Origin of the sequence: Cocleimonas sp. KMM 6892 (genome assembly GCF_035798195.1) — a bacterium.
Lineage (GTDB): Bacteria > Pseudomonadota > Gammaproteobacteria > Thiotrichales > Thiotrichaceae > Cocleimonas > Cocleimonas flava.
Genome location: NZ_JAPFBV010000002.1, coordinates 494,331 through 508,029, shown reverse-complemented (window position 1 = coordinate 508,029; position 13,699 = coordinate 494,331). Strand labels below are relative to the sequence as shown.

Annotated in this window: 11 protein-coding genes; 4 read left to right on the top strand and 7 right to left on the bottom strand. The window is 40.4% G+C overall.

Translation table 11 applies throughout. The features are described 5' to 3' along the window. Positions 1-22 precede the first annotated feature (22 nt). The 4 genes from OO007_RS07870 (at position 23) to rimK (ending at position 4,607) form a co-directional block, all read left to right on the top strand. A complete protein-coding gene (locus OO007_RS07870) occupies positions 23-1,576 on the top strand; it encodes an ankyrin repeat domain-containing protein (protein ID WP_325808382.1) in 1,554 nt (517 codons plus the stop codon). Positions 1,577-1,791: 215 nt separating this feature from the next. Then, positions 1,792-2,400, top strand: coding sequence for an ankyrin repeat domain-containing protein (locus tag OO007_RS07865; protein ID WP_325808381.1), 609 nt, complete (start codon positions 1,792-1,794; stop codon positions 2,398-2,400). Between the two features lie 144 nt (positions 2,401-2,544). Further along, positions 2,545-3,117, top strand: a complete 573-nt coding sequence (locus OO007_RS07860; RefSeq protein ID WP_325808380.1) for a DUF1415 domain-containing protein — start codon at positions 2,545-2,547, stop codon at positions 3,115-3,117. Between the two features lie 113 nt (positions 3,118-3,230). After that, positions 3,231-4,607 (top strand): 30S ribosomal protein S6--L-glutamate ligase, encoded by a 1,377-nt coding sequence (gene rimK / locus OO007_RS07850; RefSeq protein ID WP_442784335.1) that lies wholly within the window; start codon positions 3,231-3,233, stop codon positions 4,605-4,607. A 4-nt stretch (positions 4,608-4,611) separates the two neighbouring features. Here the strand turns inward: rimK and OO007_RS07845 are convergent, their stop codons facing one another. From OO007_RS07845 to ccoN, 7 genes are all read right to left on the bottom strand, one after another. Next, positions 4,612-7,029 (bottom strand): heavy metal translocating P-type ATPase, encoded by a 2,418-nt coding sequence (locus OO007_RS07845; RefSeq protein WP_325808379.1) that lies wholly within the window; start codon positions 7,027-7,029, stop codon positions 4,612-4,614. A 244-nt stretch (positions 7,030-7,273) separates the two neighbouring features. After that, positions 7,274-8,191 carry a FixH family protein gene (locus OO007_RS07840; protein WP_325808378.1) on the bottom strand — a complete coding sequence of 306 codons (918 nt, stop codon included), beginning with the start codon at positions 8,189-8,191 and terminating at the stop codon, positions 7,274-7,276. 85 nt (positions 8,192-8,276) lie between these two features. Further along, a complete protein-coding gene (ccoG, locus tag OO007_RS07835) occupies positions 8,277-9,683 on the bottom strand; it encodes a cytochrome c oxidase accessory protein CcoG (protein ID WP_325808377.1) in 1,407 nt (468 codons plus the stop codon). Between the two features lie 135 nt (positions 9,684-9,818). Next, positions 9,819-10,796: a c-type cytochrome gene (locus tag OO007_RS07830; protein ID WP_325808376.1), complete on the bottom strand. Its 978-nt coding sequence runs from the start codon at positions 10,794-10,796 to the stop codon at positions 9,819-9,821. 2 nt (positions 10,797-10,798) lie between these two features. Further along, on the bottom strand, positions 10,799-11,023 hold the full coding sequence (locus OO007_RS07825; protein WP_131905321.1) for a cbb3-type cytochrome oxidase subunit 3: 225 nt from the start codon (positions 11,021-11,023) through the stop codon (positions 10,799-10,801). A gap of 37 nt (positions 11,024-11,060) precedes the next feature. After that, positions 11,061-11,813: a cytochrome-c oxidase, cbb3-type subunit II gene (gene ccoO, locus OO007_RS07820; protein ID WP_243651526.1), complete on the bottom strand. Its 753-nt coding sequence runs from the start codon at positions 11,811-11,813 to the stop codon at positions 11,061-11,063. A 12-nt stretch (positions 11,814-11,825) separates the two neighbouring features. Beyond that, the gene (gene ccoN, locus OO007_RS07815) at positions 11,826-13,316 is read right to left on the bottom strand and encodes a cytochrome-c oxidase, cbb3-type subunit I (protein ID WP_279388034.1); all 1,491 of its coding nucleotides are present in this window, start codon (positions 13,314-13,316) and stop codon (positions 11,826-11,828) included. Positions 13,317-13,699: the final 383 nt, after the last annotated feature.

Here is a 13,699-nt window from a genome sequence, read left to right as displayed (position 1 = left end):
ATATACAAAATAATAAAAATCCATGAAAAACATACCATTGTTTCTAACGATCAGCCTATCTTCTCTGTTACTTGCTTTGCCTATTGCTTCTCATGCAGAGAGTAATTCCCGCTCTATCGTTAAAGATTTTCTAACAATGGAATCAGACAAAAGTGAAGAGACTGCACTACTCAATAGATTCAATAAACTTCACCCATCTAATCAAAAAATTATTTTCTTTGCATTAATAAGACTCAAACGCTCTGACTTATTAGATACCATCATTAAATCCGGATTTGATATTAACTATCTTTACACCGGAAAATCACCGCTACATGTTGCAATAGCAGATAAAAATCTGGATGCGGTTAAAGTACTGGTAAAAAACAGTGCAGACCTCGAACTTAAAGATCAAGATCAGGAAAGCGCTTTAAAAAGTGCAGTCAGAACGGATGACATGGAGATGCTTAAATACCTGATTGGGCAGGGAGCAGATGTAAACACCGTTGGTAAAAGTGGCTCTTCACCGCTCACTACAGCTGCGTATAAAGGCAATAAAGAGGCCATAGAATTACTGATTAAACACGACGCTAATCTACATATAAAACAACAGAAGAATGGTTGGACTTTGCTACATTATGCGGCTAATTACAATCATCCCCATCTTGTTGACTATCTGATTGATAATGGCATCGATGTCGATTCGCGCTCCAATAATGGCTGGAGTCCACTTTCGTTAGCCAGCAACAAAGGCAATACCGACGTTGTCACACAATTATTAAAACATTCTGCTGATATAGAGCTACCCACTGAAAAATCAAAAAACACGCCGTTAATGACTGCAGCTGCCAATGGCCACACAGACATTGTAAAGATTCTTTTAGCCTCAGGCGCAAACCTGGAACGTACTAACAAATTCAAACATGATCCACTTTGGCTGGCAGCTCATTATAGTCATAGCAGTACCGTAAAAGAGTTATTGAGCCTTGTTAAAAACCCACAAGATGTATTATTAAAAGCCAGTAGCAAAGGCGATTATGAAGTTGTCAGAATGTTGCTTAAGAATGGCGTTGATGTTCATGCGCGTGACAAAAATGGTTCAACAGCATTACATTTGGCGGCAAGACATGGTCGTTTAGAGGTTATAAAACACTTACACAAACAAGGCGCAGATATTCATGCGCTTGCCACAGATAAACAAGACACGCCACTGATGAGAGCGGCTGGCTGGGGACATAAAAACGTCATCAGATATTTTATAGATCAGGGTGCAAACGTTGATATTCAAAATAAAACTGGCTGGACGGCAGCGCTATCAACAGCTCGACACCATTCATTGGATACACTTAAATTGTTAATTTCAAAAGGTGCAGATATCCATAAAACCACAAACAGTGGTTGGACTATGGTGATGATGGCTGTTAAGGGCAAAAAAAGAGATACACTGGAATACCTGCTAAAACAGGATGTAGATCTATCAATCAAAAATAAAAAAGGTCAAACAGCGTTAGATCTTGCGCTTAAGTTTAAGAATAAGGAAATCATCGACATGATTAAAAAGGCGAAAAAAGACAACGTGATTATTTCGAAAACTTAATCGCTTTTCCTTGAAGTCAAAGAATTCATCCTATCTACATATATGTCCGCAAAAATATGCCTATAAGTAGGGGGGTGGCTTATTAGCGAGAATACATAAATATTTACTCGCTCATTAACGATCAGTTCAGTAACGGTGTTTTACAATGAATTTCACTCTTTGTATTAACAACACAACCGTTTTAAAAGTAAAAGAAGAACAATAAACCACTGATTATGAAATTCCCATCTTTAGCATCTACGCTTAAATTGCTTAAGCCATTAACTTCTCCGAAAGTACATACAGAGACTGTCGGGCATCATAATGATGATACTGAAATCACCCTGTACGATTATATTGAAGAAATCATTTCAATATACGACACCCATACCAATAGAAATGAAATACTCACTAAGTTTTATCAACTCAGTGAAATACACCAGCAAATACTCATCGTCACCTTAATCGAAAATAATATTTTTGATACCTTAAAGGTGATCGTTGAATCTTCTTATGACGTGAATTTTCTTATTAGAGGTCAGTCACCGCTGCACTTTGCCATTATCGTGAACAATATGAATATGGTGAAATTACTGTTGAATCATGACGCCGATATTGAACTTGAGGATCATTTTAAAGAAACCGCATTAAACTGCGCGGTGCGTACGGCAAACAACAATATGATCAAGTATTTATTAGAACAAGGTGCGGATGCTAATACCCATTCTAGTGACAACACGTCGCCGTTAACCTTTGCTATCAACCAAGGTAACAATGAAGCGGTTAATATATTATTAGAATACGGCGCCCTACTCGACCGCACCCATTTAGTACGAACGCTGTAACCCTCAATACTTCAATTGAGTTATTAAGCAAGTCATCCAGTAAATCACTCAGAAAGTCATCCAGCAAGTGAATTAAAACACTTAATCTAAAAACAGATAACAAAAAACTCGCTATAAGTGGGGGGGTGTCTTTACAATACAGAGATGACTACTAAACCCACATCAGATACAAAAACCGAAGCCATTACACACACCAAAAACTGGCTAAATACGGTTATCATAGAACATTCAATTTGTCCGTTTGCCAAACGCGAATTCGTCAATAATACAATCCATTACGAACTCATCCAACAAAACGACGAAGCAAAGCAAACAGAACAACAGCTGGAACAACTGATCATCAATTGTGAAAAGCTCGACAATGATGCATCTATCGAAACAGCCCTGTTAATATTTCCTGATTCACTTTCAGACTTTGATGATTACCTCGATTTTGTAGAGATAGCAGATGCCTTAATGCATAAACAAGGTTATGAGGGCATTTATCAGTTAGCCAGTTTTCACCCTCAATATCTATTTGCTGATTCTGATGAAAACGACCCAAGTAATTACACCAATCGCTCGCCCTACCCGATGCTACATATTCTTCGTGAAGCAAGTTTAGAGAAAGTATTAGAGAGTTACCCTAACCCTGAAAACATCCCTGAACGTAATATCGAATTAACACGAAGTTTAGGCCTAGAGACTATGCAGAAACTATTCGCAGAGTGTATCTAAGCCACAAATAAATTTTCATGATTTATTAATAATTTAACGCTATTCTTAAGTGATAAATTAAAGTTTACCCTTACCCAAACATACAATATAAACGCTAAATAAAGGATTCATAGATGGATGAAAAAATAATTGTAGGAAGTGAAGAATGGCTTGGCTTTCCTAGTTTAGGCATTCCAGCAATTAAAGCACGCGTAGATTCGGGTGCTAAAACATCATCGTTACACGCTGATAACATCAGTACCTTTAAGCGTAATGGTACGCCCTGGGTAACCTTTGAAGTTCATCCACTACAAAACAACAGACGAACTGTGGTACGTTGTGAAGCCGCTGTCGTCGACAGAAGAAATATCAAAAGCTCCAATGGAACAACTGAAAAACGTTATGTTATCAGTACTCAGTTAAGTGCCGGCGAACATTCCTGGGATGTAGAGTTAACCCTGACCAACCGTGATTCAATGGGTTATCGCATGCTATTGGGACGTGAAGCGATGCGTCACCGTATGCTGGTTGATCCTGCGGAAAGTTGTAATCTGGGTCTTATCAGTAAGGACCAACTAAAAGCACATTATGGCAGCCATGAGCAGCCTCAAGACGGCCTTAAAATTGGCATATTGGCAAGCAATCCTAAGTTATATAGTAATCAACGATTGATGGAAGCCGCTGCCGAGCATGGCCATCAAGTGACTTTTTTGAATATGCGTCACTGTTACATGAAAATGGATGCTGAAGAACCAGAAATTCATTATCGTGGTGGACGTTTGCTCAATGATCTGGATGCTGTAATTACCCGTATCCGACCTAGCATGACATTTTATGGCTGTGCCTTAGCACGTCAATTCGAAAGTATGGGGATTTACACTACCAATACATCGACCGCGATTACACAATCACGCGACAAATTATTTTCGCTACAATTGCTGATTAAAAAAGGTTTGAATATACCAACCACAGGTTTTGCAAATTCTCCTATTGATACCAGTGATCTTATTGATATGGTGGGTGGCGCACCATTAATTGTTAAGTTGCTAGAAGGTACGCAAGGCAGCGGCGTGGTCTTGGCTGAAACACGCAAAGCCGCAGAGAGTGTTATCAACGCCTTTAAAGCACTGCATGCCAATTTACTGGTACAAGAGTTTGTTAAAGAAGCCGACGGTAAAGATCTTCGTTGCTTTGTCATCGACAACAAAGTGGTTGCCACCATCCAGCGCGAGGCAGCACCGGGCGAGTTTAGAGCTAATTTGCACCTAGGCGGCACCGCATCGGTTGTTCGCATTAGTCAGGAAGAACGCAAGCTAGCACTTGATGCGGCTAAAACATTGGGTTTGAAAGTAGCAGGTGTAGATATTATCCGTTCCTCGAAAGGACCTTTGCTTTTAGAAGTGAATTCTTCACCGGGTCTGGAAGGTATTGAAACAGCGACTGGCAAAGACATCGCTGGTATGGTGATTACTTCTATCGAAAAGAAATTACGCTGGAAGAAACCTGCATAATTTCTTACTTGAGTCGTAATGCATTTAACACAACCAATAGCGAACTCATAGACATACCAATTGCTGCCATCCAGGGTGTAATAAAACCCATGGCTGCAATTGGTACTGCAATAACATTATAGATAATCGCCCAACTAAAATTCTGATGGATAACGGTTTGCATGCGCTTAGACAAGCTTATCGACGCTGGAATCTGATTCAGGTCCTCACTCAATAAAATCATATCTGCACTGGCTTGAGCCAGCTGCGAGCCTTTACCCATAGCGATTGACACATTAGCTGTGGCAAGCACTGGCGCATCATTCACACCATCACCAACCATCGCTATCACTTCACCTTTTGCTTGCAAAGCTTGCACATGATTGAGCTTATCAGCGGGTAGTAATTTCGCCTGATAGTTTTTAATACCGAGTGTTTCTGCCACTGACTTTACCGCGGCTTCATTGTCGCCGCTAAGAAGACTCACATCGATGCCAGCTTGTAGTAATGATTGTATGGCAGACTTTGATTCTTCTCGTACCTCATCCTGCAGATGGAAAGCCGTCAACCAATGACCTTGCTTGCCTAAATAGACGGTAGAAATGGGAGTATCTATAACGTTATCTAACTTGCTGTCTTGCAAATCATGCTTAGCTAACTGACTTACATAGTGATAAGAACCTAAGCGATACTCTTCACCTTGATGAAATCCAACCACGCCCTTACCCGATACCGCAGACAAGTTTTCGAATACCTGATGGCTACTACTAATTTCTGAAAGAGCTTTCGCCAAAGGGTGTTCGGATGCCACTTCCAGTCCTGCCGCTAATTGTTTGCATCGTGTTTCATTACTCTCACCCAGCACATCAATACCAAGGAGTTGATGTCTCCCATGTGTCAATGTGCCTGTTTTGTCGAAAATCACGTGTGTGACTTTACTTAGTGTTTCCAGTGCATGGCCGCGGGTGGTGAGCACGCCTTTTTGTGTCAGATTTCCCGTTGTTGCCGTTAAAGCGGCTGGAGTCGCCAATGACAGAGCGCAAGGGCACGTAATCACCAGTACAGATAAAGCTACCCAGAAGGCACGTGATGGATCTATAAACCACCATGCGATAAAAACCACTAAAGCGACAGCGAGTAATGCCAGTACAAACCAGGCGGCACCTTTATCGGCAAACTTTGCCAGATTAGGTTTTTCACTTTGAGCTCTATCCAGTAAACGGATGATAGAAGACAGCATAGTGCTATCGCCCAACTTCATGACCTGCATGGTCAATGGGCTTTCTACATTCAGGGTACCACCGATAAGCTCATCACCGATCTGTTTTTGTAGTGGCATATTCTCGCCGGTGAGTAGCGATTCATTGACACTGCTCGATCCTTCGACGACTTTACCATCCGCTGGTATTGTCTCGCCGGGCTTAATAATCACTCTATCATCCAGTGATAATTCATTCGCAGCGATTACATTCTGGATTTCATTACCCTGCTCATCTTTTTCTAAACGGGTGGCTGTTTGTGGCACCAGTCTTACTAAGGCATCAGCCACCTGCCCGGCCTTGTGCCTAACTCCCATCTCAAAGAAGCGTCCCAGCAACAAAAAGAAGGTAAACATCACAACCGAATCAAAATACACTTCACCAGTATTGGTGACCGTAGCCCAGATACTTGCCAGATAGGCACTACCAATGGCAATAGAAACAGGTACATCCATACCAAAATGACGTCGCTTTAGATCACGCCAGGCAGAGGTAAAAAACACCCGCGATGAATAAAAAACCACGGGTGTTGTAATGATCAAACTAATCCAGCGTAAGAAATGCAACATGGATTCAGACATATCCGTGTCTTCACCAATATAAATGGCAATTGCCGGCATCATCACCTGCATCATTCCCATACCAGCGAGCGCAATGCGTCTTAGCGCAATGGATTTTTCTTTCTTCTGCAGGGTTTCCATACGACCAGGATCAAAAGGATGAGCACTATAGCCAATATCTACAATTGCTTGTAAAACATCGCTGAGTTTAATCTGGTCATTATTCCATTTTAAACTGGCCCGACTTGTTGAATAATTTATGCGGAATTCAATAACACCGGGTAACGCCAATACATGCTTTTCGTTTAACCAGACACAGGCGGCACAAACAATGCCTTCCAAAACAAGGGAAGCTTCACGAATAGTGCCGTCTTCTGAATGCACAAAACTTTTTTGTAAGGACTCATTGTCGTAAACAACGAGTTCCTCTGGGATTAAATCTTCTGCTTTTTTGGAGTTAGTCGTACGGTGTTTGTAAAAATCAGTAAGTCCGTTTTCTACGATGGCTTCAGCAACCGCTTTACAACCCGTGCAACACATTGGCTGTTGCTTATCGTCGATAACAACATAATAGGAAGAACCATTTGGAACAGGGAGTCCACAGTGAAAACAATCTTGTGACATACGTGAGTGTGCTTATCCGTAATTGAGAGATTGTTGTGAGAATGATTTTAAAAAAGTCGCTATAAGTGGGGGGGGGTCTTTTCTATTTTTTATAAGCGTCACAAAGACCGATCGTAAATTCTTACAGACTCGTAGATATGCAATAGTCATGCTGGGCAGTATGTTCACTCCAGTGAATAAACACACCCCCCTACTTTGAAGCGTTTTTTTAATAGTCTGCTTTTTTAACAAAGGGATCAAACTATTAACGTAAACGCTTTTGTTCCACATCTGGCTCACCTTCAGCACATTCCGGGGTGACAAGTTTACCATCATTTATATACGACACTTCAGTCTGCCCTTTGATCTCGTGAATGTCTTCCCCTTTTGTAACGAGGATTTTCATTGACCAACACCCTTTTAATGGTAAGGAAACAGGCACTGAGTATTTTCCTGCATTATTATCTTTATCTGTTTCTACGAGCGTAAATAGCTGATCATAACTCATATCAGATGTGCGCCTAAATTCGGCAGTAACATTTGCATCACTTATCGCATTACCCGAACGGTCTTTCACGATCAAATTAAAATTGGTGCTGGTATTTAGCATAGGAGACCTATCCCATCCACCCGATACTCTCCAACCTCTTTCACGCTGCTTTTGTAGTTGCAGTACATAAGTGTCAAAGTTCTTTTCTTTGTTTTGTAGATCATTCGATACAGCACCCGTAAATTGAGAGCTGATGTTTGAGCCAATATCATCACTCGCTGCTTTAGGTAATAGTATTTTTGCTAAACCGGTATCTAAACCACCTGTAGCCGAAGAAATAATAAAGCTATCTACAGTGGCTAATAGTATAAAAAATACAATGATGATTCCTGGCGCCCAATGCATTCCACGTTTAATTTCCTCACCTTCTATCAAACGTCGTTCTTCATGAACTCCAGTAATGATGCCGAGGCCATAGGGAATCATCATAAAGAAAGCAAAGTGAATCGCAAACACGTCGATGCCCACCCAATGCGTAACCGATAACGGCACATAGATTAGTAGCATTAATGCAGCTGTTGCGAGCGCAGACATTTTTCCACCCCAGCGGATGACTTTGTAAAAAACAAAGAAAAGGAAAAATGCCAGTAGTGAACCAAAACCCAAGGTTACTACGAGATTGTAATTACTCATTAATTAGTACTCTATATTGCATGCTTGCTTATTATCTAAATTGCCAGTCGAATAGCTATAAACCATACTATAAGCCGGAGTTACACTACGGCGTTATAAATTGAGATTCTATATATATCGGTTCTTTAACTTCACCTGATTTAGGCGTAAGAACAAATTTAAATTCAGTATTATTGGTCAATGATTCACCTGGTTTTCTTCTGACCTTAACCATGACTCTTTGCTTTTCATCAGGCTTTAAAAATACTTCTTTAATCTGCCCCATATCTACTTCTGCACCTTCAAGACCTTTTAAACTCAGGCTAAAGCTTGCATCGTACATTGATTTATTATCTACCTTAAGTTCGTATCTATTCATAATACGTCCATCGGATAAAACAACATATAACGGGCTTCTAATTTGTCTTGCTGTACTTTCGACAATCTTTTTACCACTCATGCTCCACATCAAGAATGCTATTGCACCAATCATGGCTAAGCCATAACCGTAGGTTCTCAGCTTGAAGAAGTGTGTTTTACCGTGCTCTAGACCATTTTCAGATTCGTAACGAATCAGTCCACGATCCCAACCACGTGCATCCATTATCGAATCACAGGCATCAACACATAACCCGCATTGAATACAGGCGTATTGCATTCCATCTCGGATATCGATACCCACTGGACAGACCTGAACACATAGGCCGCAATCGACACAATCACCGACACCCGCTTCTTTTCTAGCTTCCTGTGTCTTTAATGCTTTTACGGGTTTTGCTCGTCCGGCTGTGCCTTCGCCTCTTTCAGGATCGTAAGCAGGGACCAAAGTATCTTTGTCGATCATCACACTCTGAAAACGAGAGTAAGGGCACACGTGCTGGCATACTTTCTCACGCATCAAACCAGCGGCAATATACGTTGTTGTCATTAAACCGAATGTAGTGAAATAAGCGACTGAAGAAGCTTGTCCCGTAAAGAATTTTACAATCAAATCAGGTGCATAACCCCAATAAAGAATAAAAGATAAGCCCGTCCAGAATGCAAGAAATAACCATAGAAAATGCGTTGTACCTTTTTTAAGGATTTTCTCTCCATTCCAAGGTAGTTTGTCTAAGCGTATGCGCTTCACCCTGTCGCCCTGAATCATTTTTTCTATAGAGCGAAATGCATCTGTCCATAAGGTCTGGAAACAAAAATAACCACAAAAGGCACGTCCAACTAATGCTGTTGAAAAGAACAATAAAACAGCGGCTAAAAATAACAGGGCTGCTAACCAGAAAATATCCTGTGCATGTACAACTAAACCAAAAATATAGAATTTTCTGGCTGTCATATCAAAAAGAACAGCTTGCGGATCACCTACAGGTCTCGACCACGGTATCCATGGCAAAATGAAATACACCAGATACGCCATATAGAGCGTTACAGATTTAAACAGTCTGAAACGACCTTTGATAGAACGTGGATGGATAGTTACAGATTCTGCAACTACCGGGATAGGAAAATCACTCATTATTATTATCCGCCATAATATTTAATAGGTTCTAACTTTTACCTAATACGTTATTTACAATTAAATACGGCCGGATAAACCGGCCGTAAATATTTAAAAAGTATGAGGCTTACCCCAAACTCTTACTAAGCCAAACTATTCAGAACTGAGTAATTTAATATAAGCAACTAACACTTTAATTTCATCATTACTTAAACGTGATTCCCAAGCAGGCATTTCACGTTGAATACCATTCGCTATAACATGCTCAACAGCAGTAACTTTAGCAGCCATATCTTTAGCACCAGGTACATCAGCTTGTGTCCAGATTTTGTCTGTCAGATTAGCTGAACCCAAAGCCTTCATACCAACACCCGTTGGCATATGACAACCTGAACAACCTTTAGTCTCGAATATAACTTTACCTTTCGCTGCTAAGCCAGCGTCAACAGGCTCACCTGATAAACTCAATACATAATTAGCAGCTTCTGTGATTTCTTCAGGATTTAATAGGGTATTCTGAGCAGGCATATTACCTTTTCTGCCTTTACGAATAGTAGTTTCGATATCCGCACTATCGCTACCCCATAACCATGCATCATCGATGATATTTGGATAATGTCCGATAACACCTTGACCACCCGCCTGATGACAGGCTGCACAGTAATCACCAAAAATACCTTTACCATAAGCCAGAACGAAAGCACTTTGTTGAGGGTCTTTAGCAACCGTATCTAATGGTGTTGCGGCAACTTTTTTAACCATTTCCTGACGCTTTAACTCGTTAGGATCCGTTTGCATTTGAACTGCTAACAATGCACGTGTATTCCAGTGAGTCGTTACTTCTGGTCCTGCTGCTATCGTTCTTTTACCGTCTTCTATCTTGTCAGACTTGAACGTTAAAGTACTCGTACCAGGGATATATCCATCTTTCGCAAGACCTGTAGGCCAACTTGGGTAAATAACCCAATAAACGATTGTAAATATGATTGTTCCGTAGAACGCCCATAACCACCAACGTGGAAGTGGGTTATTAAACTCTTGAAGATCGTCGTCCCATACGTGGCCAGTTGTTTCCGCCCCTGTAATTGGATCTTTTGTTATCTTATGTTGCTCAGAGTTGTTATCAGACATAATTATTTTTCACCTGTACTTTTTTTACTTCCAGTTACGTTTTCCTGATGAATATCGTTATCATCATCGAGAAAAGGAATATTTCGATATTCTTCTAGGCGTGCACTGCGTTTTTTACTGCCATAGACATAAACTATGATCGCAGTGAAAGTAACAACAAATATCACAAGCGTTACACTCTTGTTATTTGCCATTACCATGAACCAATCGAAAATATCATTCATCATTTGATTATTACCTTATGTTACTTTGATATGTGAAGTTCTAGCGGAACTTCACAAACTCAGCTTCATCATGTTTGCTGAAATCAATCATCGTGCCTAGTATCTGCAAGTAAGCAACTAACGCATCCATTTCAGTCAAATTTTCAGGATCACCATCATAATTACCTAATTTAGCCTGAGCCTTTAGGTTAACTTCAGCCGCATTGATATCTAACTTCTTAGCGACTTCTTCACCAAATTTTTCTACATTTGCTTCAAATTCAATTTTAGATAATGAGTAAGGAACACCTACTGCTTTTAGTGCACGCATTTTACCCTGAACATCGGTGTAATCTAACTTATCAGTTAACCATGGGTAATTAGGCATGATTGACTCTGGAACAACTGAACGGGGTGCCATCAAATGCTTCGTATGCCAAGCACTTGAATACTTACCACCAACACGAGCCAGATCAGGTCCTGTTCTCTTTGATCCCCACTGGAATGGATGATCGTACTGTGATTCAGCAGCTAATGAATAATGACCATAACGCAATGCTTCATCACGGAAAGGTCTGATCATTTGTGAATGACAGGTGTAACAACCTTCACGTGTATAAATATCACGACCAAGTTGCTCTAGAGGTGTGTAAGGACGAACAGCGTCTTTACCATCTTCATTTTTTACGTCTTCAACAGTACCTTCGATATAAAACAAAGGCACGATTTCAACTAATCCACCGATACTAATTGCTGCTAGTGTTAAAACTATTAACAACGCTGCATTAGTTTCAATACTTTCGTGTTTCATCATGGCTGTATCTCCTTAAGCCTTAGCAGCTGATGTTGCTTCATCAGTGACAGTGTTACGTTTAGCGATTGTCATCCATATGTTGTACGTCATGAAGAACATACCTGTAACGATAAACATACCTGCTATCGCTCTTGCTACTAATGGACCATGCATGAATACAACAGTTTCAATAAAGCTATAAGCAAGGTTTCCGTATTCATCAAACGCTCTAAGCATTAGACCCTGGCCGATACCAGATACCCATAGAGCTGTGATATATAAAAGAATACCAATAGTCGTTAAGAAGAAATGTATGTAGACAAGTTTAAGACTATAAATAGTTGTATTCCAAAGTTTCGGAATCATGTGGTAGAAAGAACCGAATGTAACCATTGCAACCCAGCCTAATGCACCCGAGTGAACGTGACCTACAGTCCAGTCAGTGTAATGAGATAGTGCGTTTACACTCTTAAGAGACATCATCGGTCCTTCAAACGTAGACATACCGTAGAAAGATAAAGAAGTAATCAAGAACATCATAATAGGATCAGAACGTAACTTATCCCAGGCACCAGATAGCGTCATGATACCGTTGATCATACCGCCCCAAGAAGGCATCAATAGCATGATTGAGAAAGTTGCAGCTAGAGTAGAAGTCCAGTCAGGAATTGCAGTCCAATGTAAATGGTGAGTACCTACCCACATGTACATGAAGCTTAATGCCCAGAAGTGAATAATCGATAAACGATAAGAATATACCGGACGCCCAGCCTGCTTAGGAACAAAGTAATACATCATACCGAGGAAAGCAGCTGTTAAGAAGAAACCTACCGCGTTATGACCATACCACCACTGTGTCATCGCATCTTGAGCACCAGAGAATAAGCTATAAGACTTAACGCCAAAGAAGCTAACAGGTACAGCAAGATTATTGAAGATATGAAGCAGTGCAACGGCAAGAATAAAACTGATAAAGAACCAGTTTGCAACATAGATATGAGGCTGATTACGTTTTAACAGAGTCATTGTGTAGATAACTAGGTAAACAACCCATACAACAGCGATCAATAGATCAACGTACCACTCAGGCTCAGCATATTCACGACCTTGCGTGATACCGAATAGGTAACCGACACCAGCGATTGCAATAGCCAGGTTCCAGCCCCAGAAGGTAAAGTCGGCTAATTTACCGCCCCATAAAGGCGTTTGACAGGTGCGCTGTACAATATAATACGAAGTCGCAAATAATGCGTTACCACCAAAACCAAAAATAACACCACTTGTGTGCAATGGTCTTAAACGGCCAAACGTGATTTGTGCGATATCGAAATTCAGAAAAGGCCAAGCCAATTCAGAGGCAATATAAGTTCCCGCAGACATACCAGCGATGCCCCAGAATATTGCCATCAGAGCGAATTTCTTCACTATGTCATAATTATACTTTTCTAGATAAGTCGCCTCAACGCTTGAAGCATTTGAAATGCCTATCCCCGCGCCGTCTATAGCTGCACTTTGCGCCATCATTCACCCTCAATGTAAATTTAAATATTCTATAAATTAATACTAATAATTAAGTATATTAGTACCTGCTAATAGGTTGCCGCGAGAATACAACAAAACTTTCAAAAATGAAAATAATAAACCAAGATTCTTCAGCCTAAAAAGCATTATATAGATTTGATTTGAAACTAAATTGATATAGGTCAAAATCGTAGACTCTAAATAATTCAGCAACATAAAATCTATGTACATAACGCTCATTATAGCGATTACAAGAGGATAAAAAGCAACGAAAAACCTTTTAATTTTCAAAAGGCGACCTTATCTTAGCTGCATACGTCATAATGTTACTTGCAATTGGTATTAAATAACGTATAAAACGCAATCCAATCACGACCATACAAGTC

Coding starts and splice junctions, on each gene's coding strand:
- OO007_RS07870 (WP_325808382.1), top strand. CDS start 23: ATGAAAAACATACCATTGTTTCTAACGATCAGCCTATCTTCTCTGTTA.
- OO007_RS07860 (WP_325808380.1), top strand. CDS start 2,545: ATGACTACTAAACCCACATCAGATACAAAAACCGAAGCCATTACACAC.
- OO007_RS07830 (WP_325808376.1), bottom strand. CDS start 10,796: ATGTCTGATAACAACTCTGAGCAACATAAGATAACAAAAGATCCAATT.
- ccoO (WP_243651526.1), bottom strand. CDS start 11,813: ATGATGAAACACGAAAGTATTGAAACTAATGCAGCGTTGTTAATAGTT.
- OO007_RS07825 (WP_131905321.1), bottom strand. CDS start 11,023: ATGATGAATGATATTTTCGATTGGTTCATGGTAATGGCAAATAACAAG.
- ccoG (WP_325808377.1), bottom strand. CDS start 9,683: ATGAGTGATTTTCCTATCCCGGTAGTTGCAGAATCTGTAACTATCCAT.
- OO007_RS07865 (WP_325808381.1), top strand. CDS start 1,792: ATGAAATTCCCATCTTTAGCATCTACGCTTAAATTGCTTAAGCCATTA.
- rimK (WP_442784335.1), top strand. CDS start 3,231: ATGGATGAAAAAATAATTGTAGGAAGTGAAGAATGGCTTGGCTTTCCT.
- OO007_RS07845 (WP_325808379.1), bottom strand. CDS start 7,029: ATGTCACAAGATTGTTTTCACTGTGGACTCCCTGTTCCAAATGGTTCT.
- ccoN (WP_279388034.1), bottom strand. CDS start 13,316: ATGATGGCGCAAAGTGCAGCTATAGACGGCGCGGGGATAGGCATTTCA.
- OO007_RS07840 (WP_325808378.1), bottom strand. CDS start 8,191: ATGAGTAATTACAATCTCGTAGTAACCTTGGGTTTTGGTTCACTACTG.